24 protein-coding genes and 1 riboswitch are annotated in these 25,626 nt (G+C 67.0%); of the genes, 9 read left to right on the plus strand and 15 right to left on the minus strand.

The window, feature by feature from the left end:
* Nucleotides 1–28: 28 nt before the first annotated feature.
* From I4484_RS01910 to I4484_RS01945, 8 genes are all read right to left on the minus strand, one after another.
* Nucleotides 29–1,042: a TRAP transporter substrate-binding protein gene (locus tag I4484_RS01910; RefSeq protein WP_197449366.1), complete on the minus strand. Its 1,014-nt coding sequence runs from the start codon at nucleotides 1,040–1,042 to the stop codon at nucleotides 29–31.
* Between the two features lie 70 nt (nucleotides 1,043–1,112).
* The gene (locus I4484_RS01915) at nucleotides 1,113–2,189 is read right to left on the minus strand and encodes a LacI family DNA-binding transcriptional regulator (protein ID WP_197449367.1); all 1,077 of its coding nucleotides are present in this window, start codon (nucleotides 2,187–2,189) and stop codon (nucleotides 1,113–1,115) included.
* A 130-nt stretch (nucleotides 2,190–2,319) separates the two neighbouring features.
* Complete coding sequence (locus I4484_RS01920) at nucleotides 2,320–3,303, minus strand: D-glycerate dehydrogenase (RefSeq protein ID WP_197449368.1); 984 nt, start codon at nucleotides 3,301–3,303, stop codon at nucleotides 2,320–2,322.
* Nucleotides 3,304–3,331: 28 nt separating this feature from the next.
* A complete protein-coding gene (locus tag I4484_RS01925) occupies nucleotides 3,332–4,315 on the minus strand; it encodes a sugar kinase (protein ID WP_197449369.1) in 984 nt (327 codons plus the stop codon).
* A complete protein-coding gene (locus tag I4484_RS01930; RefSeq protein ID WP_197449370.1) occupies nucleotides 4,312–5,361 on the minus strand; it encodes a LacI family DNA-binding transcriptional regulator in 1,050 nt (349 codons plus the stop codon). Before I4484_RS01930 ends, I4484_RS01925 begins: the two co-directional genes overlap by 4 nt.
* A 196-nt stretch (nucleotides 5,362–5,557) precedes the next feature.
* Entirely contained in the window at nucleotides 5,558–6,622 is a 1,065-nt protein-coding gene (fba, locus tag I4484_RS01935; RefSeq protein WP_197449371.1) for a class II fructose-bisphosphate aldolase, read from the minus strand.
* Nucleotides 6,623–6,697: 75 nt separating this feature from the next.
* A complete protein-coding gene (locus I4484_RS01940) occupies nucleotides 6,698–7,864 on the minus strand; it encodes a phosphoglycerate kinase (protein WP_197449372.1) in 1,167 nt (388 codons plus the stop codon).
* Nucleotides 7,865–7,907: 43 nt separating this feature from the next.
* Nucleotides 7,908–8,960: a type I glyceraldehyde-3-phosphate dehydrogenase gene (locus I4484_RS01945; RefSeq protein WP_197449373.1), complete on the minus strand. Its 1,053-nt coding sequence runs from the start codon at nucleotides 8,958–8,960 to the stop codon at nucleotides 7,908–7,910.
* Nucleotides 8,961–9,173: 213 nt separating this feature from the next.
* On the opposite strand from I4484_RS01945, the gene I4484_RS01950 reads away from it, so the two are divergent.
* The 3 genes from I4484_RS01950 (at nucleotide 9,174) to I4484_RS01960 (ending at nucleotide 11,247) form a co-directional block, all read left to right on the plus strand.
* Entirely contained in the window at nucleotides 9,174–9,635 is a 462-nt protein-coding gene (locus I4484_RS01950) for an Hsp20/alpha crystallin family protein (RefSeq protein WP_197449374.1), read from the plus strand.
* Nucleotides 9,636–9,663: 28 nt separating this feature from the next.
* Nucleotides 9,664–10,071 (plus strand): Hsp20/alpha crystallin family protein, encoded by a 408-nt coding sequence (locus tag I4484_RS01955; RefSeq protein ID WP_197449375.1) that lies wholly within the window; start codon nucleotides 9,664–9,666, stop codon nucleotides 10,069–10,071.
* Between the two features lie 123 nt (nucleotides 10,072–10,194).
* Nucleotides 10,195–11,247 (plus strand): class I fructose-bisphosphate aldolase, encoded by a 1,053-nt coding sequence (locus tag I4484_RS01960; protein WP_197449376.1) that lies wholly within the window; start codon nucleotides 10,195–10,197, stop codon nucleotides 11,245–11,247.
* Nucleotides 11,248–11,331: 84 nt separating this feature from the next.
* On the opposite strand, the gene tkt is transcribed toward I4484_RS01960, so the two are convergent.
* On the minus strand, nucleotides 11,332–13,323 hold the full coding sequence (gene tkt / locus I4484_RS01965; RefSeq protein ID WP_197449377.1) for a transketolase: 1,992 nt from the start codon (nucleotides 13,321–13,323) through the stop codon (nucleotides 11,332–11,334).
* Between the two features lie 305 nt (nucleotides 13,324–13,628).
* On the opposite strand from tkt, the gene metK reads away from it, so the two are divergent.
* The 4 genes from metK to I4484_RS01985 all read left to right on the plus strand — a co-directional run bounded on the left by metK (nucleotide 13,629) and on the right by I4484_RS01985 (nucleotide 17,607).
* Nucleotides 13,629–14,849 carry a methionine adenosyltransferase gene (metK, locus tag I4484_RS01970; RefSeq protein ID WP_197449378.1) on the plus strand — a complete coding sequence of 407 codons (1,221 nt, stop codon included), beginning with the start codon at nucleotides 13,629–13,631 and terminating at the stop codon, nucleotides 14,847–14,849.
* 151 nt (nucleotides 14,850–15,000) lie between these two features.
* Nucleotides 15,001–15,426, plus strand: a complete 426-nt coding sequence (locus tag I4484_RS01975) for a hypothetical protein (RefSeq protein ID WP_197449379.1) — start codon at nucleotides 15,001–15,003, stop codon at nucleotides 15,424–15,426.
* Between the two features lie 156 nt (nucleotides 15,427–15,582).
* A riboswitch (S-adenosyl-L-homocysteine riboswitch) is annotated at nucleotides 15,583–15,672 on the plus strand.
* A 16-nt stretch (nucleotides 15,673–15,688) separates the two neighbouring features.
* Nucleotides 15,689–17,098, plus strand: a complete 1,410-nt coding sequence (ahcY, locus tag I4484_RS01980; protein ID WP_197449380.1) for an adenosylhomocysteinase — start codon at nucleotides 15,689–15,691, stop codon at nucleotides 17,096–17,098.
* A gap of 176 nt (nucleotides 17,099–17,274) precedes the next feature.
* Nucleotides 17,275–17,607 (plus strand): four-helix bundle copper-binding protein, encoded by a 333-nt coding sequence (locus tag I4484_RS01985; protein ID WP_197449381.1) that lies wholly within the window; start codon nucleotides 17,275–17,277, stop codon nucleotides 17,605–17,607.
* A gap of 16 nt (nucleotides 17,608–17,623) precedes the next feature.
* Here the strand turns inward: I4484_RS01985 and I4484_RS01990 are convergent, their stop codons facing one another.
* The 4 genes from I4484_RS01990 to I4484_RS02005 form a co-directional block, all read right to left on the minus strand.
* Entirely contained in the window at nucleotides 17,624–18,088 is a 465-nt protein-coding gene (locus tag I4484_RS01990; protein WP_197449382.1) for a hypothetical protein, read from the minus strand.
* Nucleotides 18,089–18,097: 9 nt separating this feature from the next.
* Nucleotides 18,098–18,448: a DUF6152 family protein gene (locus tag I4484_RS01995; protein ID WP_197449383.1), complete on the minus strand. Its 351-nt coding sequence runs from the start codon at nucleotides 18,446–18,448 to the stop codon at nucleotides 18,098–18,100.
* A 67-nt stretch (nucleotides 18,449–18,515) separates the two neighbouring features.
* Complete coding sequence (locus I4484_RS02000) at nucleotides 18,516–19,445, minus strand: AEC family transporter (protein WP_197449384.1); 930 nt, start codon at nucleotides 19,443–19,445, stop codon at nucleotides 18,516–18,518.
* 456 nt (nucleotides 19,446–19,901) lie between these two features.
* Entirely contained in the window at nucleotides 19,902–20,213 is a 312-nt protein-coding gene (locus tag I4484_RS02005; protein WP_197449385.1) for a hypothetical protein, read from the minus strand.
* A gap of 353 nt (nucleotides 20,214–20,566) precedes the next feature.
* Between I4484_RS02005 and metF the strand changes: the two genes are divergently transcribed.
* Both metF and sodC read left to right on the plus strand, forming a co-directional pair.
* Nucleotides 20,567–21,421, plus strand: coding sequence for a methylenetetrahydrofolate reductase [NAD(P)H] (metF, locus tag I4484_RS02010; RefSeq protein WP_197449386.1), 855 nt, complete (start codon nucleotides 20,567–20,569; stop codon nucleotides 21,419–21,421).
* 55 nt (nucleotides 21,422–21,476) lie between these two features.
* Nucleotides 21,477–22,013 (plus strand): superoxide dismutase family protein, encoded by a 537-nt coding sequence (sodC, locus tag I4484_RS02015; RefSeq protein ID WP_197449387.1) that lies wholly within the window; start codon nucleotides 21,477–21,479, stop codon nucleotides 22,011–22,013.
* A gap of 89 nt (nucleotides 22,014–22,102) precedes the next feature.
* On the opposite strand, the gene I4484_RS02020 is transcribed toward sodC, so the two are convergent.
* Complete coding sequence (locus I4484_RS02020; RefSeq protein ID WP_197449388.1) at nucleotides 22,103–24,298, minus strand: TRAP transporter permease; 2,196 nt, start codon at nucleotides 24,296–24,298, stop codon at nucleotides 22,103–22,105.
* Nucleotides 24,299–24,386: 88 nt separating this feature from the next.
* Complete coding sequence (locus I4484_RS02025) at nucleotides 24,387–25,373, minus strand: TAXI family TRAP transporter solute-binding subunit (RefSeq protein ID WP_197449389.1); 987 nt, start codon at nucleotides 25,371–25,373, stop codon at nucleotides 24,387–24,389.
* Between the last annotated feature and the right edge of the window lie 253 nt (nucleotides 25,374–25,626).

Below are 25,626 nucleotides of genomic sequence, written 5' to 3' on the forward strand. Positions count from 1 at the left end.
GGCGCCCGGCACGGCCGGGCGCGGGTGCTCACTCGGCGTCGACGATCATGCGATGCAGGTCGGCAAGGCCCATTTCCTCGATCACGCTCTGCAACGGCTCCTCCACCACTTCCTGCATGCGCTCGCGGTCGAGCTCGTGCAGGGTGGCACCCTCGTCGGCCAGCAGATCGAGCGCCTCGGCGTCCTGCTCGAGCTGCACCTCGCGGGCATAGCTTGCCGACTCCTCGGCGGCCTCCTGCACCATCTGCTGCTGCTCCTCGGAGAGTCGGTCCCAGCTCATTTGCGACATGGTCAGCAGACGCACGGTGATGTCGTGCTCGGAGAGCCCGATGTGCGGCGCGACCTCATGGAAGCGCATGCGATGAATCCACTCGGCCTCGTTGAGCAGGCCGTCGATGGCGCCCACCTGCAGGCCGGTGTAGATCTCTTCCCACTCCATCACCGTGGGATCGGCGCCCAGCGCCTCCCAGGCGGTGATCAGCGGCTTGGTGGGATTGGTGCGCAGCTTCAAGCCTTCGAGATCGTCGAGGCTCTCCAGCGGCTCGGTGCTGACGATCTGACGCTTGCCGCCACCGTAGAAGGCGAGAATGCGCACGTCGGTCTCCTCGCTGATGCGGTCGGCGATCTCCCGGCCCACCTCGCCGTCAAGCACCGCTTGCCAATGCTCTTCGTCGCGATAGAGGAAGGGGATGGAGAACACGTTGGCGGTGGAGGAGAAGTCGGTGATCAGCCCGGGGTTGATGATCGAGAGGTCGAGCGCCCCGGCCATCTGCTGCTCGAACATCTCGGTCTCGTGACCGAGCACCGAGTTGCCCAGGATCTCGACGCCGATCTCGCCGCCGCTCTTTTCGTCGAGCAGCTCCTTGAAGCGGGTCGCGCCCAGGTGGTAGGCGGTGTCTTCGGTGCCGCCGTGGCCGAAGCGCAGCTCCGCGGCCTGCGTCGTGCCGGCCGTGCCCAGGGCGGCGACCAGCGTGGCGCCGGCGAGCAGTCCGGCGGCGATGGGGCGAAGAGTGGTTTTTGGATCGATCCAGCTACGAGTCATAAAAATACCTCTTGTTATATCGAAGCCACATGAGTGGCGTGGGTGGCTGGCGTTCGCGGCGGCTGCCGCATCAAGGGGTCGGTGCGAGAGGCCTGTCCAGGCGCAAGGAAGCCCCGCAGGACTCGCGTACCCTGAGCTGGGGGGCGAGCACGACCTGCTCGCGCACCCCGTCGGGGTTCTGGATACGCCGCAGGGCCAGGCGGGCCGCTTCCTGGCCGACGGCGTAGGGATGGGTGGCAATACTGGTCAACGCCGGAGCGCTCAAGGCGGCTTCTTCGACGTCATCGGTGCCAATGACGGCGCAATCGACGCCGGGGGTGAGCCCGCGGCGCTGCAGGCCGAGCATGGCGCCGAAGGCGACCAGGTCGTTGTGGCACACCACGGCCGTGGGCGGCGGCGCTTCGCCTAGCAGCAACTGGATGGCCTCGAAACCGTCGCGACGGGTGACCGTCGAGCGCAGCAGACGCTGATAGCCCAGGCCATGACGAGCGACGGCCTCGCGGTAGCCCTGCCAGCGTTCACGTGTCGCCGAGTGCTCCGTGTGCCCGCCGATGAAGGCGATGCGCTCATGGCCGAGTGCCACCAGATGATCCATGGCCAGGTTGACCCCCTGGCGGAAGTCGGTGCCGGCATAGTCATAGGGCGGCGTACCGATATGGCGCAGCACCTGCACGCAGGGCAGCTTCCACGCTTCCAGCGTTGCGACCAGGGAGGGGTCGGTGCCCTCCGCCGGGCACAGCAGAATGCCGTCGACGCGATGCTCGCGCATACGCTCGAGGAAGCGCTGCTGGCGCTCGGGGGAGTCCTCGCTGTTGGCGAGGAAGGAGACATAGCCTTCTCGGTTGAGGGCGGCATCGATACCCGCCACCATGGCGCCGAAGAAGGGGTTGGCGATGTCGTAGACCACCACGCCCAGGGTCGAGGTGCGGGTGGCCCGCAGCGCCGCCGCGCCGCGGTTGTAGACATAGCCCAGCGCCTTGATCGAACGGCGAACCCGTTCGCGGGTACGCTTGGCCACCAGCGGACTCTCGCGCAGCACCAGCGAAACCGTGGAGCGTGAGACGCCGGCATGTGCGGCGATGTCCTGCAGCGTCACGTTGCCGGAGGCACGATGCGCTCCGTCGGGTTGGCGTGTCTTGTCGCTCATGCTGCATGCTTCCGTCAGAATTGTTTTTGGATTGATCCAAAACTAGAAGAGGTCAATGCCGGGGCCAAGGGGCCTTTAGTCGTAATAGGCTCGTCGCGAGGGGGCCAAGTCTAGACGTCTTGGTTCGCGCTCAGCCCCGCGCCTGCCAGGCCGCCTCGTTGACCAGGCTGATCGGCCGCTGGCCCGTCAGGGCGAGGGTGATATTGTCCACCGCGCGTTGGGCCATGGCATCGCGGGTCTCGTGGGTCGCCGAACCGATATGCGGCAGGGCCACCACATTGGTCATGTACGGCAGCGGCGATTCCGGCGACAGAGGCTCCTGCTCGAACACGTCGAGCCCGGCGGCACGGATCTCGCCGCTCTCCAGCGCGCCGATCAACGCCGCCTCGTCGACCACCTTGCCGCGGGCGATGTTGACGAAGATCGCCGAGCGCTTCATCAGGCCGAACTCGCGAGCGCCGATCAGGTGGGTCGTCTCGGCCGAGAGCGGCACGGTGACGCAGACGAAGTCGCTCTGCGCCAGCAGCTCGTCCAGCTCGCAGCGCGTGGCGCCCAGCTCGCGCTCCAGCTCGGGCTTGGGCGAGGCATTGGAGTAGAGCACCCGCATGCCGAAGCCCAGCGCACCGCGCCGGGCCACGGCGGCGCCGATGCGCCCGAAGCCGATCAGGCCCAATGTCTTGCCGTGCACGTCGCTGCCGAAGTGGGCCTCGCCTATGCTCTCGCACCAATCGCCGCGCTTGACGAACTCGGCCAGCTCGATGGCGCGCCTGGCCGTTGTCATGATCAGCAGGAAGCCGGTGTCGGCGGTGGTCTCGGTGAGCACGTCGGGGGTGTTGCACAGCAGGATGCCGCGCCGGGTCAGCTCATCGACGGGGTAGTTGTCGTAGCCCACCGAGATGCTGGCGATGGCCTCCAACTGCGGGGCTGCATCGAGCAGCTCGGAGGTAATGGCGAGGCTCGAGCCGACGATGCCATGGGCCTTGCCCAGCGCCTGGCGAAAGTCCGGATCGTCGGTGTCCTTCAGGGTTTCGAAATAGTCGACATGGAAATGCTGCCTGAGCTGATCGAGGTGCGTCGGCTTGAGGCGGCTGTAGGCGACGATGCGTTTTGTCATTGTCTCGCTCCGTTATTGAGTCAGGCCGTCACGCCAAGTCTGGCAGATGACGTTCGAGCTCGGTCAGGTGGGCGCGGCTGGGCAGGCCTTCCATGTCGCCCTGTACCTGGACGGCCTCGGCACCGATCAGGTTGCCGCGTCGGGCGGCGGCCTGCGGCGAGCGGCCGTCGAGCAGGGCGCTGATCACGCCCACGGCGAAGCCATCCCCGGCGCCCACGGTATCCACCACGCGCTCGACCGGGAAGCCGGCGACCGTGGCTTCCGCTTCGCGGCCTCCCAGCATGCCGCGGTAATAGGCGCCCTCGGGGCCGAGCTTGAGGAACACGGCCCTGGCGCCGCGCTCGAGATAGAAATCGGCAATCTCACGTGGCGTGTCGCGCCCGGTCAGCAGGCGGCCCTCGGCCAGGCCCGGCAACACCCAGTCGGCCTTCGCCGCCAGCGCGTTCAGCGTGTCGCGCATCTCCGCCTCGCTGGGCCACAGGCTGGGGCGCAGGTTGGGGTCGAAGGAAATGCTCGCGCCCTGCGCCCGGGCACATTCGAGCATGTCCAGGGTCAGCTCGCGGCAGCTGTCGGAGAGCGCCGGGGGGATGCCGGTGGCGTGCAGGTGGCGCGCGGCGGCGAAGTCCACCTGGGCGGCATCTTCGGGCGCCAGGTGGCTGGCCGCACTGCCGCGGCGGAAGTATTCGACCCTGGGGTCGGCGCCGCCCTCGGCGCGCTCCTTGAAGACCAGGCCCGTGGCATGGTTGCTGTCCGTGATCAGGTAGCGGCAGTCGAGCCCCTCGGCCTCGAGCGTGGTGCGGATATAGCGGCCGAAGCCATCTTCGCCGACGCGGCTGAGCCAACCGACCCGGAAGCCGAGCCGGGCCAGGCCGATGGCGACATTGGTGTCGGCCCCGGCGATGCCGCGGCGAAAGCACTCCACGTCCTCCATCGCGCCGGGATGCTCGGCCACGAATAGCGCCATGGCTTCGCCGAAGGCGAGGATTTCCGGAGGCAGTGTCGCGTCGTTCATGGCGTCTCCTTGTCGTGGTCGGGTCCGGGCAGGCGGGTCGAGCCGCGCTCGATCAGCGTCGGCGGAAACAGCGCGTGGCGTGGCGGCGCTGCCGGCTCGCTGCCATCGAGCCGCACCAGCAACTGCTGAACGGCGGCACGGCCGATGGTTTCGGTGGGCTGGGCCAGGGTAGTGATGCCGGGTGGCACGAGGCTGCACCAATCGAGCTCGTCGATACCCAGCAGGCCGACCTCGCCGAGGCGAATGCCCAGCGCCTGCAGGGCGCGGGTTGCCGCCAGGGTCACGTTGCCGTTGGCGCACAGTACCGCGGCGGGCCGGCCGGCGCGGGCGAGGAACGCCTCGATGATCGCCCGCACCGCGGAGCCGTCGAGCGCCGGGTCATGGCGTTCGCCGTGGAGGATCGGCTCCTCGGAAAGGCGCTGCTCGAAACGCTGCCAGCGTTGCTGGCGCGGGCTGGCCAGGCCGACCGGTTGGCTGAGAAACAGCAGATGACGATACCCCTGCGCTCTCAGGTGATCGATGGCCATGTCGACGGCCAGGGCGTTGTCGAGCCCGACCCCGTCCGCCCCGAACGCTTCCAGCCAGCGGTCGAGCAGGACCAGCGGCAGGCCCTGTTCGGCCATGGCCTGAAGCTCATGGGTGGGATGGCCGGCGGCGTTGATCACCAGCCCCTCGACCCGGTAGGAGGCGAGCAGCGACAGGTGAGTGCGCTCCTGCACCGGGTCGTTGTCGGTATTGGCCACCAGCAGCGAATAGCCGTGCTCGCGGCAGGCCTGCTCGACGCCGTGCATCACCGCAATCGAATAGGGGTTGCGGATATCGGCCACCAGCATGCCGAGCAGCCGCGAGCGGCCGCCCTTGAGGCCGCGGGCGATCTGGTTGGGGCGGTAGCCGAGCCGGCGCGCGGCCTCGCCGATGCGCTGGCGCAGCGCCGGCGAGAGCCGCTCGCGCTCGCCGCCGAAGTAGCGCGACACGCTGGTCTTGGAGGCGCCGGCCTCACGCGCCACTTCGAGAATGGTGGCGTGCCGGGTGGATCGGTCAGGCATGGCTCGTCTCTCGATGGGAACGTTCCCATCCTAGGCCTGAAGGACACGGGGAGCAAGTGCTGGGGAAATGGCTCGGAGAGAGGCAAGCGCAAAAAAGAGCGGGGAGAGGGAGGTTGCCGGCAACAGCGGCCGAACGAAACGGCCGTGATGCAACGGGGCGGCCACATGGCCGCCCCGTTGCGTCCAACCAGGGAACTTATCTCACCTTGGGGTCGAGCTCGCCGCGGGCGTAGCGCTCGTACATCGCTTCGAGGCTGATCGGCTTGATGCGGCTGGCGTTGCCGGCGGTGCCGAAGGCCTCGTAGCGGGCGATGCAGACGTCGCGCATCGCGGTCACCGTTTCCTTGAGGTACTTGCGCGGGTCGAACTCGCTGGGGTTGTTGGCCAGGAAGCGGCGCACCGCGCCGGTCGAGGCCAGGCGCAGGTCGGTGTCGATGTTGACCTTGCGCACGCCGTGCTTGATGCCCTCGACGATCTCCTCGACCGGCACGCCGTAGGTCTCGGGGATCTCTCCGCCGAACTCGTTGATGACGGCGAGCCACTCCTGGGGCACCGAGGAGGAGCCGTGCATCACCAGGTGGGTGTCGGGGATGCGCGCATGGATCTCCTTGATGCGCTGGATCGACAGGGTGTCGCCGGTGGGCGGCTTGGTGAACTTGTAGGCGCCGTGGCTGGTGCCGATGGCGATGGCCAGGGCGTCGACCTGGGTCGCCTTGACGAACTCGGCGGCCTCTTCCGGATCGGTCAGCAGCTGGTCGTGGGAGAGCACGCCTTCGGCGCCGATGCCGTCCTCTTCGCCGGCCATGCCGGTCTCCAGGCTGCCCAGGCAGCCCAGCTCGCCCTCCACCGAGACGCCGCAGGCGTGCGCCATCTCGACGGTGCGGCGGGTGACGTCGACATTGTAGTCGTAGTCCATCGGGGTCTTGCCGTCCTCGCCCAGCGAGCCGTCCATCATCACCGAGGAGAAGCCGAGCTGGATCGAACGCTGGCACACCGCCGGGGAGGTGCCGTGGTCCTGGTGCATCACCACCGGGATGTGGGGGAACTCCTCCACGGCGGCCAGGATGAGATGGCGAAGGAAGGGCGCGCCAGCGTACTTGCGCGCACCGGCAGAGGCCTGGACGATCACCGGGGAATCGGTGGCGTCGGCCGCTTCCATGATGGCGCGCATCTGCTCGAGATTGTTGACGTTGAATGCCGGAATGCCGTAGCCGCGCTCGGCGGCGTGGTCCAACATCTGGCGCATGCTGATCAGTGCCATGAACTCACCTGTTCTCTTTCGATCTGTCTGGGGCAGTGGGGCGCCGCCTGGCAGGGCCGGGCGGCGCGGGTCGGGTCAGCGAGCGGCGGCGTCCTCCAGCGCCTTCACGGCGGGCAGCACCTTGCCTTCCACGTACTCGAGGAAGGCGCCGCCGCCGGTGGAGATGTAGGAGACCTGCTCCGCGATGTCGTACTTGTCGATGGCGGCCAGGGTGTCGCCGCCGCCGGCGATGGAGAAGCCGTTGCTCTCGGCGATGGCGCGCGACAACGCCTCGGTGCCGTGGCCGAACTGGTCGATCTCGAACACGCCCACCGGGCCGTTCCACAGGATGGTGCCGGCATCCTTGAGCAGGCCGGCGAGCCGCCCGGCGGTGTCGGGGCCGATGTCGAGGATCATCTCGTCGTCGCCCACCTGGTCGACCGGCTTGACCACGGCCTCGGCCGACTCGGAGAACTCGGTGGCCACCACCACGTCGGTGGGCAGCGGGATCTCGACCTTGGCCATCAGCGCCTTGGCCTGTTCCACCAGGTCGGCCTCATACAGCGACTTGCCGACGTTGTGGCCGGCCGCGGCGATGAAGGTGTTGGCGATGCCGCCGCCGACGATCAGCTGGTCGCACTTGTCGGACAGGGCGTTGAGCACCTCGAGCTTGGTCGAGACCTTGGAGCCGCCGACGATGGCGACCATCGGCCGCTTGGGCGTGGCCAGGGCCTTCTCCAGGGCATCGAGCTCGGCGGCCAGCAGCGGGCCGGCGCAGGCCTGGGGGGCGAAGCGCGCCACGCCGTGGGTCGAGGCCTGGGCGCGGTGGGCGGTGCCGAAGGCGTCCATCACGTAGATGTCGCACAGTGCGGCGTACTGCTGGGCGAGGGTCTCGTCGTCCTTCTTCTCGCCCTGGTTGAAGCGCACGTTCTCGAGCAGCACCACCTCGCCGTCGGCCAGGTCCTGGGCGGTGTCGAGGTACTGCTCGACCAGCCGCACCGGGCGGCCGAGCAGCTCGCCGAGGCGCTCGGCCACCGGGGCCAGCGAGAACTCCGCGGCCGGTTCGCCTTCGGTCGGGCGCCCCAGGTGGCTCATCAGCATCACCTTGGCGCCGGCCTCCATGGCGGCCTGAATGGTCGGCAGGCTGGCCCGCAGGCGGGCGTCGCTGGTCACCTTGCCGTGCTTGACGGGTACGTTCAGGTCCTCGCGGATCAGCACGCGCTGGCCGCGCAGGTCGAGGTCGGTCATCTTGAGCACGTTCATCAGGCGTCTTCCTTTCCTTGATTGGGGGAACCGATGCCGGGCATCAACGGGGCACCGCGGGAAGCGCCGCCATCCGCTGGGCGACGTCGAGCATGCGGTTGGCGAAGCCCCACTCGTTGTCGAACCAGCACAGCAGCTTGATCAGGCGGTTTCCCGCCACCCGGGTCTGAGTGGCGTCAACGATACCCGAGCGGGGATCGTGGTTGAAGTCGACCGAGGCCGTGGGCTCTTCGCTGTAGCCGAGCAGCCCGGACAGCGGGCCGGCGCTGGCGTTCCGCAGCAGGGCATTGACTTCGGCGGCCGAGGTGTCGCGGCGCACGCAGATCGACATGTCCATGGCCGAGACGTTGATCGTCGGCACGCGCATGTGCAGGCACTCGAAGCGTCCGGCCAGGTGCGGCATCAGGCGGTTGATGCCGCGCGCCAGGCTGGTGTCGACGGGCACGATGGAGTGCATCGCCGAGCGCGTCAGGCGCAGGTCGGTCTGGTGGTAGGCGTCGATCACCGGCTGGTCGTTCATCGCCGAGTGCACCGTGGTGGTCACGCCATGCTCGATGCCCAGCGCCTCGTCGATCACGGTGAGTACCGGCACCAGGCAGTTGGTGGTGCACGATGCCGCCGAGACGATGCGCTGCCCGGGGCTGAGCTCATCGTCGTTGATACCGCAAACGATGGTGGCGTCGACATCGCTCTCGGCGGGCTGGGAGAACAGCAGACGGCCGGCGCCGGCGGCGAGGTGGCGCTCGGCGGTGGCGCGATCCTTGAAGCTGCCCGAGCACTCCAGCACCAGGTCGATGCCGAGTTCGCCCCAGGGCAGGCGGGACGGATCGGGCTCGTTGAGCACCGCGATGGGATGTTCGTCGACGACCAGACGCCCGGAGGCGGTGCTCACCCGACCAGGGAAGCGGCCGTGTGTGGTGTCGTAGCAAGTCAGGTAGGCGATGGTGTCCAGGTCGGAGAGTTCGTTGATCGCCACGATGTCGAGGGGGGGCTCCGGCAGGCGCGCCGCGCTCCGGCCGCGCTGGCGCTCGACCAGCGCGCGCAGCACGCACTGGCCGATTCGGCCGTATCCATTGATGGCGATGCGCTGGGCCATGCTTGCCTGGCTCTCCTCGAACGGAAAGCGGGGATTCTACCGCAAAAGCGGCGCGACGTCCCGGCTCGCGGCTCCGGTTCCTGGTTTGCCACGGGGCCTTGAAAGCCCGCCGCGTGCCCCTATTTTTCCTGTACGGGAGGCCGTCGGCCGGTGCGACTGCCGAATTCGGCGTCTCGTTTCCTGGTGGGATGCAAAACGTAGGAGGTGTTCGTCATGTTCGGAGATCTCAGGCGTTTCGACAGCGGGTCTCCCTGGGGGGGGGACTGGTTCCGGGAGTGGCTGGACGAGGTATTTCCCGAGCCCGGGGCGACCAACATCCGCGCGGTACCGCGCGGCACCTATCCGATGATCAACATCGGTCGTACCGACGATGCGGTGCGGGTCTATGTCTTTGCCGCCGGCCTCGCGGCAGGCGATCTTGAACTCAGCCTCCAGGACAACGTCCTGACCGTGCAGGGGGAGCGCAAGGTCGCCGCCGACGAGTCGGAGGGCGACGCACGACGCCCCTATTTTCGCCGCGAGCGCGCGGGCGGCAGCTTCGCCCGGTCCATTGCCCTGCCCGAGGGGCTCGATGCCGACCGGGCGGAGGCGCGCTGGCGCAACGGCGTGTTCGAGATCACGCTGCCCAAGCGTGAGGAGCTCAAGCCGCGGCGCATCGAGATCCAGTCGGCGTGATGGTCGAGCCAGAAGGAGGTGAACGGCAATGAACGAGATCACTCGGCAAGAAGCGACCCGTGAGCCCCGCGTGCAGGGGAGCGAAGGCGCCGGGGGTGAGCGCGACCGGGCGCTGCAGCCTCCGGTCGATATCTTCGAGGAGGGCAACGCCCTGCACCTGCTGGCCGATCTTCCCGGCGTCACGCCGGAGTCGCTGAACATAGAGGTAGACAACAACATTCTGAGCCTGGAGGGCGAGATCCGCCTGGAGATGCCCGAGGGCATGACGGCCATCTACGCCGAGGTCCGGGCTCAGCGCTTCGCACGCCGCTTCACGCTCAGCCACGAGATCGATGGCGATGCCATCGAGGCGCGCATCGAGAATGGCGTGCTGCATCTGCGGCTACCGAAGAAGCCATCGCACCAGCGCCGCCGTATCGAGGTCAGGGCGGCCTGAGCGAAGCCCGACTGGCGCCCTTCCCATGCGGGAAGGGCGCTTCCGTTTGCAAGCAGGGCGCACGCTCGGTACGGTTTTCACTACGCTGGGAATAGCGATTAACGACACCATGGAGAGGAAGACATGACCGACATATCCCAACTGCTCGGTGACGACGCCGACTACCTGCTCGACCACCGCTGCCGCGGCTTTCCCCGCGAACAGCTGCACCTGCCGGGGCCGGACTTCGTCGACCGGGTGGTGGCCGACAGCGACCGCAGCCCGGCGGTGATGCGCAGCCTGCAGGCGATGTTCGACCACGGCCGCCTGGCCGGTACCGGCTACCTCAGCCTGCTGCCGGTGGACCAGGGCATCGAGCACTCCGCCGGCGCCTCCTTCGCCCCCAACCCGCGCTACTTCGACCCGGCCAACATCGTCGAGCTGGCCATCGAGGGCGGCTGCAACGGCGTGGCCTCGACCCTGGGCGTGCTCTCTTCGGTGGCGCGGCGCTACGCCCACCGCATCCCGATGATGCTCAAGCTCAACCACAACGAGACGCTGAGCTACCCGGCGATGTACGACCAGACCCTGTTCGCCGAGGTGGAGCAGGCCCACGACATGGGCTGCGTGGCGGTGGGAGCCACCATCTACTTCGGCTCGCCCGAGAGTCGCCGTCAGATCATGGAAATCAGCGAGGCCTTCGAGCGGGCGCACCAGCTCGGCATGGCCACGGTGCTGTGGGCCTATCTGCGCAATCCCGCCTTCAAGCACGAGGGCAAGGATTATCACGTGGCGGCCGACCTCACCGGCCAGGCCAACCATCTTGCCTCGACCATCAAGGCCGACATCGTCAAGCAGAAGCTGCCCGAGACCAACGGCGGCTACCAGGACATCGGCTTCGGCCACACCCACGCCAAGGTCTACAGCGAGCTGACCTCCGAGCACCCCATCGACCTGGCCCGTTACCAGGTGGCCTGCTGCTACATGGGCCGTGCCGGGCTGATCAACTCCGGCGGCGGCTCCAAGGGCCACTCCGACATGGGCGAGGCGGTGCGCACCGCGGTGATCAACAAGCGTGCCGGCGGCATGGGCCTGATCTCCGGGCGCAAGGCGTTCCAGAAACCCATGACCGAGGGCGTCGAGCTGCTCCACGCCATCCAGGACGTGTACCTGGACAAGAGCGTGACAGTGGCCTGAGTGCCATCCGGTTGACAGGGCAAAGTGAAAGGGCACGACCGCCAGGTCGTGCCCTTTCTTCTTATGCCGGTGGGTGAGGGCGTCTCAGCCCAGCAGCTCCCGGGCCTGCGCGAGCAGGTTCTCCTTGGTGAAGCCGAAGTGCTTGAACAGGTCGCCCGCCGGGGCCGACTCACCGTAGGTGGTCATGCCGATCACGCGACCGTCGAGACCCACGTACTTGTACCAGTAGTCGGCGTGGCCGGCCTCGATGGCGATGCGCTTGGTCACCGCGCGCGGCAGCACCTTCTCGCGATATTCGGCATCCTGGCCGTCGAAGCGGTAGGCCGAGGGCATCGAGACCACGCGCACCGCGCGGCCCTGGTGCTCCAGCTCGGCGGCGGCGTCCATGGCCAGCGCCACCTCGGAGCCGGTGGCGATCAGGATCAGCTCGGGGGTGCCCTCGCTCTCCTTGAGCACGTAGGCGCCGCGCTGGATCTCGGCCAGCTGCTGCTTGCTGCGCGCCTGGTGCGGCAGGTTCTGGCGCGACAGCACCAGCGCGGTGGGGCCGGAGTTGCGCTTGATCGCGGCGTCCCAGGCGGCGGCGGTTTCGACCGCGTCACAGGGGCGCCAGGTGCACAGGTTGGGCGTGCTGCGCAGGTTGGTCAGCTGCTCGATCGGCTGGTGGGTCGGGCCGTCCTCGCCCAGGCCGATGGAGTCGTGGGTGAAGACGTAGATGGCGCGCTTGCCCATCAGCGCCGCCATGCGCACCGAGTTGCGCATGTACTCCATGAAGATCAGGAAGGTGGCGCCGTAGGGGATGAAGCCGCCGTGCAGCACGATGCCGTTCATGATCGCGCCCATGCCGAACTCGCGCACGCCGTAGTGCAGGTAGTTGCCGCCCGGATTCTCCCGTGAGATCGGCTTGGCGCCGCTCCAGAAGGTGAGGTTGGAGGGCGCCAGGTCGGCGCTGCCGCCGAGCAGCTCGGGCAGCTGCGGGCCGAGCTCGTTGAGGCAAAGCAGCGACGCCTTGCGCGTGGCGAGGGTCTCGCCCTGCTCCTGCATCTTCTCGATGAACGCCTCGCTGGTGATCTCCGCCGGCAGCTGGCATTGGGTGCGGCGGTTGAACTCGCGGGCGAGCTCGGGGTGCTCGTCGCGGTAGCGGGCGAAGCGCGCCTGCCACTCGTTCTGCTGGGTCTTGCCGCGCTCGCGTGCATCCCAGGCCTGGTAGATCGGCTCGGGCACGTGGAACGGCGCGTGGGGCCAGTCGAGCTGCTTGCGCGCGGCGGCCACTTCCTCGTCGCCCAGCGGCGCGCCGTGACACTCCTCCTTGCCCTGCTTGTTGGGTGCGCCGAAGCCGATGATAGTCTTGCAGACGATCAGGCTCGGCTTCTCTTCGTGGCTGCGGGCCAGCTCGATGGCGGCCTGGATCTGCTCCGGGTCGTGGCCGTCGACATTGGGTACCACGTGCCAGCCGTAGGCCTCGAAGCGCTTGGCGGTGTCGTCGGTGAACCAGCCCTCGACCTCGCCGTCGATGGAGATGCCGTTGTCGTCGTAGAACACCGTGAGCTTGCCCAGTCCCAGGGTGCCGGCCAGCGAACTCACCTCGTGGGAGATGCCTTCCATCATGCAGCCGTCGCCGACGAAGCAGTAGGTGTGGTGATCGACGATGGTGTGTCCGGGGCGGTTGAACTGCGCCGCCAGAGTCTTCTCGGCGATGGCCATGCCCACGGCGTTGGCCAGGCCCTGCCCCAGCGGACCGGTGGTGGTCTCCACGCCGGGTGCGTAGCCGAATTCGGGGTGGCCGGCGGTCTTGGAGTGCAGCTGGCGGAAGTTGCGCAGCTGCTCGAGCTCAAGCTCGTAGCCGGTCAGGTGCAGCAGCGAGTAGAGCAGCATCGAGCCGTGGCCGTTGGACAGCACGAAGCGGTCGCGGTCGGGCCATTTCGGGTCGTTGGGGTTGTGCTTGAGGTAGTCGTTCCACAGCACTTCGGCGATGTCGGCCATGCCCATCGGGGCGCCGGGATGGCCGGACTTGGCCTTTTGAACGGCATCCATGGACAGGGCGCGAATGGCATTGGCCAGTTCGAAACGGGATGGCATTTGGGTAAGCTCCTCGCCTGCGGCAGAATGGGGCAAGTCAACGGCGGCCTGCCGGGCCTGCCGGTAGCGTTCTGGCTGGGCGCCGCAGGAAGGTACGGCGCAGTCGAATTCGGCCGCCTATTGTCGCCGACTTGCCGCCGGGCAGCAAATGACGGGTGCCTCCCCGAAGGGCACCATGTAAACTCGTTTCCTTGCAGCGCCGCATGCCTGCCGGACAGGAAGCCGGGCAACATGCGGCACGTGGGCCGTCATTGCGCTTCGACGGTGCCGTCTCGCTTTGCCGATACACAGAAGGGCCGATACGCATGAGCGAATACTCCCTGTTCACTTCCGAATCCGTGTCCGAGGGGCATCCGGACAAGATCGCCGACCAGATCTCCGATGCGGTGCTGGACGCCATCATCGCCCGCGACAAGCACGCCCGGGTGGCCTGCGAGACCCTGGTCAAGACCGGCGTGGCGATCGTCGCCGGCGAGATCACCACCTCGGCCTGGGTCGACCTGGAAGAGCTGGTACGCAAGGTAATCATCGACATCGGCTACACCTCCTCGGAGGTGGGGTTCGACGGCGAGACCTGCGGTGTGCTCAACCTGATCGGCAAGCAGAGCGTGGATATCGCCCAGGGGGTGGATCGCAGCAAGCCGGAAGACCAGGGCGCGGGCGACCAGGGGCTGATGTTCGGCTACGCCACCAACGAGACCGATTCGTTCATGCCGGCGCCGATCCACTACGCTCATCGCCTGGTGGAGCGCCAGGCCGAGCTGCGCAAGCACGGCCTGCTGCCGTGGCTGCGCCCCGATGCCAAGAGCCAGATCACCTTCCGCTACGATGAGACGGGCCAGCCCTGTGGCGTCGAGGCGGTGGTGCTGTCGACCCAGCACGCGCCGGAGATCGACCAGGAGGAGCTGCGGCGGATGGTCAAGCGAGAGATCATCGAAGAGGTGATCCCCGCCGAGTGGCTGTCCGGGTCGACCAAGTTCCACATCAACCCCACCGGCAAGTTCGTCATCGGCGGCCCGGTGGGCGACTGCGGCCTCACAGGGCGCAAGATCATCGTCGACACCTACGGCGGCATGGCGCGCCACGGCGGCGGCGCCTTCTCCGGCAAGGACCCTTCAAAGGTCGACCGCAGCGCCGCCTATGCCGGCCGCTACGTGGCCAAGAACATCGTCGCCGCGGGGCTCGCCGACCGCTGCGAGATCCAGGTCTCCTACGCCATCGGCGTGGCCGAGCCGACCTCGGTGTCGATCAATACCTTCGGCACTGGCAAGGTGGACGAGGCGCGCATCATCGAACTGGTCCGCGAGCATTTCGACCTGCGTCCCTTTGCCATCACCCGCATGCTCGACCTGCTCCACCCGATGTACCAGCTCACTTCGGCCTATGGCCACTTCGGCCGCGAGCCCTTCGAGGCCAGCTATCGCTGGAAGGACACCAGCGGCCAGGAGCACACCGAGACCTTCACCGCCTTCCCCTGGGAGCGCACCGACCGCGCCGCGGCGCTACGCCAGGCGGCGGGCCTGTAAACCACACGACGCGTGGTCGAGGCTGTCGCGCCGTCTCGTTCAAGGGGGAGCGGCGACTGGTGTGGTGAGGACGCTTGTTGTGCCAGCCACAACCCAGCTACTCTGAAAGGGCACAGTGGCTGTCAATCGCAGAATTACAGGAGGAAGTAGCATGGAAAAGCGTAAGATTGCCTTGGTCGCATCACTCATCCTTTCAGGTGCCCTGCTGGCCGGCTGTGGGGATGACGACGAGGCCGCCGATACCGAGATGACCGAAGAGCCGGTCACCGAGCAGGAAGCCTCCAGCGATGTCGGTGAAGAGCTGGATGAGGCCGGCGACGAGCTGGAGCAGGCCGGCGAGGCCGCCGCCGAGGAGAGCGAGGAAGCCGGCGGGGAGCTTGCCGAGGAGACCCAGGAGGCCGGTGAGGCGCTCGAGGAAGCCGGTGACGAAATTGCCGCAGAGAGCGAGCAGGCCGGTGACGAAGCTGCCGAGGAAACCGAGCAGGCGCTGGACGAAGCCGCCCAGGAGACCGAGGAAGCGACCGACGAGCTCGAGGAGACCGGCGACGAGATGGCCGACGAGGAAACCAATTCGTAACCTCGCGGCAGGAGCGCAGTGAGTGAAGGGAGGCGGCCATGGCCGCCTCCCTTTCTTGTCGGAGCCCCCTGGCCCGTTTGACCGGGCAATTGAAAAAACGCGCCTGCTGTAGTGAACTCTCAGGGTCGGCTCCGCGTGGGTCGATTCCTGTTGCTGCTGTCCGAGGGGCGCTGCAGTGCAAGGGGCCATGACTCGTTGCGCGAGGCTCGGGCAGGGACATCGCAGACGCAACGGCGCCCATTCCCCGGAATGGAGAGTGACGATGACAGCCATGGCTAGTGCCAAAGCCGCCACGCAGGACCACAAGGTCGCCGATATTTCCCTGGCCGACTGGGGGCGTCGCGAGATTCGTATCGCCGAGACCGAGATGCCGGCGCTGATGAAGATCCGCGCCAAGTATCGCGACGAGCAGCCGCTGGCCGGTGCGCGTATCGCCGGCTGCATTCACATGACCATCCAGACGGCGGTGCTGATCGAGACCCTGATCGACCTGGGCGCCTCGGTGCGCTGGTCGTCGTGCAACATCTTCTCGACCCAGGATCACGCCGCCGCCGCCATTGCCGCCGCGGGCATCCCCGTGTTTGCCTGGAAGGGCGAAACCGAGGAGGAGTTCTGGTGGTGCATCGAGCAGACCGTGGAAGGCCCCGATGGCTGGACGCCCAACATGGTGCTCGACGACGGCGGCGACCTCACCGCGCTGCTGCACGACAAGCGCCCCGAACTGCTCGATGCCATTCACGGCATCTCCGAGGAGACCACCACCGGGGTGCATCGCCTGCAGGAGATGCTGCGCGACCGCACGCTCAAGGTACCGGCGATCAACGTCAACGATGCCGTGACCAAGTCCAAGAACGACAACAAGTACGGCTGTCGCCACTCGCTCAACGACGCCATCAAGCGCGGCCTCGATCACCTGTTGGCGGGCAAGCAGGCGCTGGTGGTGGGCTACGGCGACGTGGGCAAGGGCTCGGCGGCGTCGCTGCGCCAGGAAGGCATGATCGTCAAGATCGCCGAGATCGACCCGATCTGCGCCATGCAGGCGTGCATGGATGGCTACGAGGTGGTCTCGCCCTACCTCGACGGCGTCAACCGCGGCAAGGAGAGCGTCGACCGGGCGCTGCTCGCGCGCATCGATCTGGTGGTCACCTGCACCGGCAACATCCAGGCCTGCGACGCCGCCATGCTCGAGGCGCTCAAGCCCGGCGCGGTAGTGTGCAACATCGGCCACTTCGACAACGAGATCGACACCGCCTACATGCGCCGCCACTGGCACTGGGAGGAGGTCAAGCCGCAGGTGCACAAGGTCTACCGCGACAGCAAGCCGGGCCACTACGACCCCGCCAGCAGCGACTACCTGCTGCTGCTCTCCGAAGGGCGCCTGGTCAATCTGGGCAACGCCACCGGACACCCGTCGCGGGTCATGGACGGCTCCTTCGCCAACCAGGTACTGGCGCAGATCCATCTCTACCAGCAGCGCTTCGCCGACCTGCCGCCGGCCGACAAGCAGGGCGGCCTGGCGGTGACCGTGCTGCCGCGCCATCTCGACGAGGAGGTGGCCCGCTACATGGTCGAGGGCTTCGGCGGGGTACTGACGCACATGACCGAGCAGCAGGCGGAGTACACCGGGGTGCCGGTCGAAGGCCCCTACAAGCCGGATGCCTACCGCTACTGAGACGTGCTGCAGAGTAATGACAACGCCGCCTGCGGGCGGCGTTCTTGCGACTGGCGTGTGACGTTATGTAGGGCCGCTTGTGGTGGCGGGTCGCCTTGGCTAGCTTTTGGGTACTCGAGGCGCCGCTGTGACAGCGCGCCTTCGAGTCCCAGCGAACGACCATAGGAGTGAACGAGATGGATTTTGGTCACTACAAGTCGTGTATCGAAGCCTGCCATGTCTGTGCCGCTTACTGCGACCGCTGCGCCACTTCGTGCCTGCAGGAGGACGACGTCAAGATGATGGCGGAGTGTGTCCGCCTCGATATGCAGTGCGCGCAGATCTGCCGGCTGGCGGCCTCCTTCATGGCCCAGGGTAGCGAATATGCCAAGCAGCTGTGTCGCCTATGCGCCGACATCTGCCAAGCCTGTGGCGATGAGTGTGCCAAGCACGAGGCCGAGCATTGTCAGGAATGCGCCAAGGCCTGCCATCGCTGCGCCGAGGAGTGCAGCGCCATGGCGACCCAGTAAGGACCCTCTGGCGGGGTCACTCCTCGACGAAGGCGAGGAAGCGACCCGCCAGCAACACCGCCGGCCATAGCAGCAGCGACAGCGTGCCGGCCACCAGCAGACGCCGGGGCGTGGCCTGCGCCAGCCCCGGCCCCAGGTTGAGCAGCAGGGCATTGGCGAGGCCCAGTGCAACCAGCACCAGTTTCAGGCGAAACAGCGGCATGCCGGCGTAGCCGGCGGGATCGGCGAGGAACAGCATGCTCCCCGTGGTCATGGCCAGCACCAGCCCGACGAGCGCCACCGGCTGCAGCAAGCGGCCCAGCTCCCGCAGCGCCAAGTGTTGGCGCCAGCCCAGCAGGCGCAGGTCGAGCGCGACAATGGCGCCGATCAGCAGAGCGATGCCGAGCACGTGCAGGGCGTTGATCGCCGCATAGCCCCAGCGCGACAGTCGCATCCATTCAGCGAGGGCCGTGTCGGCAAGCCAGGCCAGTAGTGCTGCCACGACAAGGGGTCAGATTCTGCCGGGATAGAGCACGAAATGCTCGCCGCCGATCCACAGCTGCTCGGCCTTCATCCGCCGTTCGCCGGAGTGCTCGCCGGAGACGCGCAGCTCCACCCCCTCGGCCAGGTCGCCCTCTGCCAGGCCGGCGCGTTCGTTGCGCCAGGGCTGGCCGACCTCCACCGTCCAGGTCTCGCCGTCCACGTCCAGCTGCACTTCGCCGTGCGGGTTGCCCAGCCGTACCTGGGTGATCGTGCCTTCGATCTCGATGGTTTCCCCTCCGGTCCAGCCATGGTGGGCCTGGACGGGGGCAAGAAACAGCAGCATGACGATGGCCAGCAGCCATTTTGCCCGGCAGCGCATGTTCGGCTCCTCCTGTGCGACCTCCTTTCAGGCTAGTCCCGCCGTCACGTCCTGCAAGGTCGCCCGCTCACAGCCCGGCCAGCGGCATGAGCAGCCCCAGGTAGAGCGGAATCAACAGCGGGGCGGCCAGAGTGGTGACCAGTACCGCCAGGGCGCCCTTCGCCGGCTGGATGCCGAGCTCCATGGCGACGACCACCACGTTGGCGGCCATCGGTACCACGCCCAGCAGCAGCAGCGCCAGGGCCAGCTCATCGGCAAGGGGCAACAGCGCTTGCAGCAGCCACACCACGGCCAGCATCATCCACGGCCACAGCAAGTAGCGGATAGCCACGCAGCCGGCCATGAAGCGCAGGTCGATCTCGCGGATCGCGACCCGGCCCAGGGTCATGCCGATGATCATCATGCCGAGCAGCGTGTAGGTGGCCGGGAACACCGCCAGGCTCTCCATCAGCGCGTCAGGTGGCGAGATGCCGAGCCCGCTGACCAGCAGTGCGGCGAGAAAGGCGTAGATCAGCGGCAGCCGCACGATCTTGGCCAGGCTCTCGCGCACCGAGAAGCGGCCGCGCGCGCTGAGGTAGAAGCCCACCGTGAACTCGTAGAGCGTCACGCCGAGGATGCAGAAGAGATACAGCGTCACCCCTTCGGCAGGCAGCAGGATCATGGCGATCGGCAGGCCGAAGTAGCCGGTATTGCCGGTACCGGAGGAGAAGGCCAGTACGGCGCTCTCCTGGGGCGACAGGAAGCGCTGCGCCAAGGGGTTGACGACGGCTGCCACCAGGCTTGCGAGCAGGAACAGCGCCAGGGTCAGCAGCAGGTAATGGGGCGTGGGGCCACCCAGCAGCAGGCCGCGGAAGAAGGTCAGCGGGGCGATGAGGTAGATCAGCAGCGTGGCGATGGGGCGCGGGTCTATCGCCAGCCGCCGGGCGGCGAGCCAACCCAGGCCGACGAAGGCCAGCAGCGTCCAGAGGGGGCCCAACAGGGCGCCGGGGTCGATCATCGCTCGTCATTCCATCGCCGAAAGCCGATATGATGCCTGCCGGCAGGGCGGCTGTCAGCATGGCGTGATCACCCCGGCGCCGCTCGGCGTCAGCCGTTGCGACGGCTCGACCTGGCCCGCTCGGCCTGGTCGTCGATGTTCTCCTTGTGGGCGGTCTTGTCGCGTGCCACCTGGGCGCCGCCTACGGGGGTGGTTTCGCGTCGGGTGTCGATACCGGGCCTCTTGGCGCTATGCTTCTGGTCGTCGACGTTGGCGTCGGGACGGTAGACGTCGTCCTGGGCGGGCGAGTCTCGCCCCCCTTGTGTCCTGCTGACTCGTCGGGAGCGTCGCGCTCGGTCAGGCGCCGTGCCCCCTCGCGCAGGCTCTCGCGCTGCTCTTCGGGAATCTGAGTGCTTTGGCGGTGCGTGCGGTCCTGGCGTGATCGTTCCATGTCACTCTCCTCGTCGAGCTGATGGGTCAGCTTCCCTTGCCCTCGTCGCCCAGGGTGAAGGCAGGCGGATCGCTGGCAGGGAAGGTCTCCGCGTTGGCCTCGTCGAGTTCGCGCTCCTCCTGCTGCGCTTCGGCCTCGCTGGGCGATATCTCGGCATAGCCCGGCTCCAGCATCCAGCGCCGGTCGCGGTAGGCGATCAACTGCTTCGGCACCCAGAAGCGGCTGCCGGTCTCGGTGATGATGCCCACTTTCTCGGCATCGCTCACGTCGGCCACCTTGCCGACTTGCTTGCCCGCGTCATCGAAGACGGTGGTGCCGGTGATGAGATCCTGCGTCATTGGCGTCTCTCCTCATCCGTTCGATCCCGCCCGGTGCTCTCCCTGCCCGGGCCCGAAACCCTTCCATTTCAGCGTCGCCGCCACTCGAAGCAGGGTCAATGCGACGGCGGCGACTTTTTGTTAGCAAAGTTGCCTTCGTGCAGCCGTGTGAAGTGGTCATGTGTCTGGGCGTTGGCCTCGTGGCGCGATCTGCCCGGGCTTCTAACATGACCCAGGCTCATGCAGCAGCGTGAAACTTTTCATTGGTCAGGCGCCAGCCGGGACGGCAGAATGCAGGGATTCGCAAGCCGAGCGCACGTTCACGCCGCCCCGCGGGCGACGCCGAACGGCGCCTGTTACAGAGAGAGTCATTCATGAGCACGCCGTACCCGCTGGGCATCAGTTTCGAATTCTTCCCCCCTAACACCGATGCGGGGCGCGAGAAACTGATGGGGGTGCGTGATGCCTTGGCTGAGCGGAACCCGCGTTTCTTCTCCGTGACCTACGGCGCCGGCGGTTCGACCCAGAGCCGCACGCTGAATACCGTGCGGGCCGTGCGCGAAGCGGGCGTCACCACGGCACCGCACCTCTCCTGTATCGGCAGCGAAAAGGCTCAACTGCGTGACCTGCTCGCCCAGTATCGCGAGGAAGGGATCGACAGCCTCGTGGCACTGCGTGGCGACCTGCCATCCGGCATGGGCGGTATCGGCGAACTGCGCTACGCCAACGAGCTGGTGGAGTTCATTCGCGACGAGACCGGCGACCATTTCGAGATCGCGGTAGCCGCGTATCCGGAGTCCCATCCCCAGGCGCCGAGCTTCGAGCGCGACCTCGAGAACTTCGCGCGCAAGGTCAAGGCCGGGGCCAACCTGGCCATTACCCAGTATTTCTTCTCCGCCGACGCCTACTTCCACTTCGTCGAGCGTGCCCGTGCCCTGGGCGTCGAGGCGCCCATCGTGCCCGGCATCATGCCGATCACCAACTACACCAAGCTGGCGCGTTTCTCCGACGCCTGCGGTGCCGAGATCCCGCGCTGGATCCGCAAGCAGCTCGAGGCCTACGGCGACGATAGCGAAGCCATTGCCAGGTTCGGCACGGAGGTCGTCTCGGGCCTGTGTCAGCGCCTCCTCGAGGGCGGTGCCCCCGGCCTGCACTTCTATACCCTCAACCAGGCCGAACCTTGCCTGAAGATCCTCGACAACCTGAATGGCACTCTGGCAGCGCGCTGAATCTGGGACTAGCCTGTTCCTGCACGTCCATGGAACCCGGAACAGGAGACGCTCGATGCGCCATGCCAAATTGACAGGAGTCACTGCAGCCCTGCTGCTCGCCGCGGGAGCCGCTCAGGCCCAGCAGGGGCAGGAGGTCGAGATGAATCTGGTGACGGCCGATGGGGTCGAGGATGCCATCGGGACCATCAGCTTCGAAGACACCGACCACGGCCTGTTGCTCACCCCCGACCTGAGCGAGCTGCCTCCCGGTGTCTACGGTTTCCACGTTCACGAGAACGCCAGCTGCGAGCCGGGGGAGAACGACTCGGGCGAGATGCAGGCCGCCGGCAAGGCCGGCAGCCACTACGACCCCGAGGATGCCGGCAGCCACGAAGGGCCCTATGCTGAAGGTCACCTGGGCGATCTGCCGGTGCTGATCGTCGACGAGGACGGTAACGCAACCCTGCCACTGCTGGCGCCGCGGCTCAGCGCCGAGGACCTCCAGGATCGCAGCCTGATGATCCATGAAGGGGGCGACAACTACTCGGACGAGCCCGAGCCGCTGGGCGGGGGTGGCAGCCGCATGGCCTGCGGTGTGGTCGAATCCTGAGCCTTCGGCGGCAGCGGCCGCGAGACCTTGAAGCGAGAAGGGCCCCGCCAAGTGGCGGGGCCCTTCTCGTCATGCCAGTGTCGAGCCCATCAACTCGAGGTGACGGGCTTGGCGCCGCCTCCATGCGTGCTGCGCTGGAACAGGAACAGCGACGCACCGATGGCGAGACCGACGATATCGGTATAGATGCCGCCATAGATGAGGAATAGCGCGCCGATGAACATCACCAGGCGTATCCAGGCCTTCACCGGGCCGAAGAACCAGGCCTGGACGGTCGCGGAGAGTAGTACGATGCCCAGCGTCGCGGTGACGCCGACGCGCAGGATCTGCAGCCACGAGCCTTCCATCAGCATGGCCGGGCTATAGAAGAACATGAACGGCACGATGAAGGCGGCGAGGCCGATCTTGAACGACGCCACGGAAGTGGACATGGCATTGTCGCCGGAGATGCCTGCCGCGGCGTACGACGCCAGCGCCACCGGGGGCGTGATCGCCGAGACCACCGCAAAGTAGAACACGAAGAAGTGCGCCACCAGGGGCTGAATGCCGATGTTGATCAGGCCCGGGGCCACCACCGACGCTGCCACGGCATACGCCGCCGTGGTGGGCATGCCCATCCCCAGCAGGATGCTGATGCACATGGCGAAGAACAGCGCGAGCAGCTGGCTGACACCGGCCAGGCCGAGCAGCAGCGAAGAGAAGCGCGCGCCGACGCCGGTCAGCGAGATCACCCCGACGATCAGGCCGGCGCAGGCGCACACGGCGATGATCTGGATCGACATGGTCCCTGCCAGCTGCAGCGCCCGGAGAATCGCCGCCGGGCCCATCTTGTTGGGCGAGATCCAGCTCACCACGGCCGCCGAGGCGGTGGCCAGGGTGCCGGCGCGGATCACCGAGTAGCCCATGAACAGGGCGGCGATCAGGATGATGATCGGGGCGAACAGGTAGACCTGCTTGACCAGGCGACGGAACTGCGGAATCTCGTCCTTGCGCATACCGCGCATGCCCTTGCGGGCGGCCTCGAAGTCCACCATGAAGTAGATCGAAGCGAAGTAGAGGATGGCCGGGATCAGCGCCGCCACGGCGATCTCGGTATACGGGATGCCGGTCACCTCGGCCATGATGAAGGCACCGGCGCCCATGATCGGCGGCATGATCTGCCCGCCGGTCGAGGCGGCAGCCTCGATGGCGCCGGCGCTGCGGCCCGGGTAACCGACCTTCTTCATCAGCGGAATGGTCAGTGAGCCGGTGGAAACCACGTTGCCGGCACTGGTGCCGTTGATCATGCCCATCAGACCCGAGGCGAAGATGGCCACCTTGGCCGGGCCGCCGCGGGCGCGGCCGGCGGCGGCGAAGGCGAAGTTGACGAAGTAGTCGCCGACCTTCGAGGCCTGCAGGAAGGCGGCGAAGATGATGAACAGGATGATGTAGGTCGAGGAGACCGCGGTGGTCGGGCCGAGGATGCCGGTGTCGGTATAGACCTGGCTGAAGAAGCGGTTAAGCGACAGGCCGGGATAGCCGAGGAAGCCCGGCAGATAGGGGCCTGCCCAGACGTAGGCGAGGAAGATGGCCGAGATGATGACCAGGGCCAGACCGGCGACGCGGCGCGTCAGCTCGAGAATCAACAGCGAGCCCGCCATGGCCGCCCAGGTGATGCCGACGGGGGCGAAGGCGGTGCCGGTGGAGGCGCGCAGCGGGGTATTGAACATCACCAGCAGGTAGCCGGCGCTGGCCACGGCACAGACCATCAGCACCAGATCGGCAGGCGAGAGTTTCTCGCGTACCTGGCGATAGCTCCAGGCAAGCAGAATGCCGCCGACGGTCGCGGCCAGCAGCGGGTAGCCGAAGTGCCAGGTCTCGACCGCGGGGTCGATGCGCATGGCGCCGCCACGGATTTCCTGATACATCAGGAAGACCTGGACCAGGGCGTAGAGGCCGGGAAGCAGCAGGGCGTAGCTGGCCCAGGCCAGCCAGGTCGGGGACCGGTCGGTTCCTTCCTCGTTGGCGAAGCGGGTCCCGGCATAGAGGGCGTAGCCGAGGACGAGCGCACCCGCGATATGCACGATGCGGAACGACCAGGTTTCCATCGGATAGACGTTCAGCGAGAACAGATGGAAGCCGGAATAGAAGATGGCCAGGGCGGCGATGACCAGCCAGTGCCAGCCGACGTAGAGCCGACGGTTGGATTCGACGATATCCTCGTCGACCCCTTCGGCGATGGAGTCGGGGGTCTTGACGACCGCCTCCTCGGAAGCCCCGGGACGGGAATCGGACGTGTTGCTCATGGGGATGTCACCCTCGGGTGTAGTGCTGCTGCTGTATCATGACATGCCCCGCACCGGGCGGTGCGGGGCATAGGCCGAGCGAGGCTGCTTACTTCTTCAGCGACTCGTCGATCTCGTAGCCGTTTTCCTCATACCAGCGCACGGCACCCGGATGGAACGGCAGCACCTTGTTGTGCTCCAGGTTCTCGGGCACGCTGTGCTCGGCGCTGCGATGCACGTTGCGCATCTTGTCGTTGTTCTCCATGGTCACCTTGGTGACCTCGTAGACGAAATCTTCCGGCAGGTCGCAACGCGCGATGGCGAAGTTCCACATGGAGACGGCACGCGCATCCTCCTGCAGCGTCTCGTAGGTGCTGGCGGGAATCATGAACTCGGAAACCGGGAAGGCCTCGATCACCTGCTGCTGCTCTTCCTCGGTGAACTCGATGATGTTCACGTCGGTCTGCACTTCCAACTGGCTGACCGCCGGGATCGGAATGCCGGCAGCGAAGGCGATGACGTCAAGCAGGCCATCCTGCAGCTGGCCGCCCAGGTCGTTCCAGCCGCCGTTGCGGCGCTCGAAGTTTACCCCCAGCTCCTCCAGCATCGCCGGGAAGTAGGTGTCCGACGTGGAGGCTGCAGGACCGAAACCGATCTTGGCGCCGTCGGGGATGTCGGAGATCGACTCGATGCCGCTGCTCGACAGGGCGGTGATGGAGAACGGCGTCTCGTACATCGGGAACAGCGCACAGACGTTGTCCATCGGCACGCCCGGAGCCAGCGGGCTCTCGCCTTTCACGGCGTCCGACGCCGGGCCCATGGTGGTCAGGCCGAAGGCCACGTCGCCGCCATGCACCAGCGCCAGGTTCTGGGTCGGGCCGCCGGTCACTTCGCCGCCGCCGGAGATGTCGAGTTCGTCAGCGATCAGGTTGGCCCAGCCCGAGCCGTAGACGAAATAGGTGCCGCCCTGGCTGGCAGTGCCCACGGTGAAGTTGCTCGGCCAGTCGGAGCGATCCTGGGCAGAGGCCGAAGCGGCGGCGAGCACAAGGGCGCTGGCCAGCGTGCCGGTGAGCACTTTGGGTGTGACGTTGCGCATGGCTATCTCCGTTACATTTGTGGTTATGCATCAGCGGCCTCACGGCACGCTGTTGAACAGTATGGTGCAGAACGAGCCAAGGCGCCGGGCGCCGGGCTCGCTTATGGCATGATGACATAGCAGGGGCCGTGCCAATTGACTGTTTACCTAGACGCAACAATGCGTTGCCGTTGTTGGTTACGACCAAGGTCGAAGTCGGGCTCGCAGGCCGGGGCTGGAGTCTCGCACAGACGCGCGGGGGCAGTGTGTGGAA

Source organism: Halomonas sp. SS10-MC5, assembly GCF_015992245.1.
Lineage (GTDB): Bacteria > Pseudomonadota > Gammaproteobacteria > Pseudomonadales > Halomonadaceae > Halomonas > Halomonas sulfidoxydans.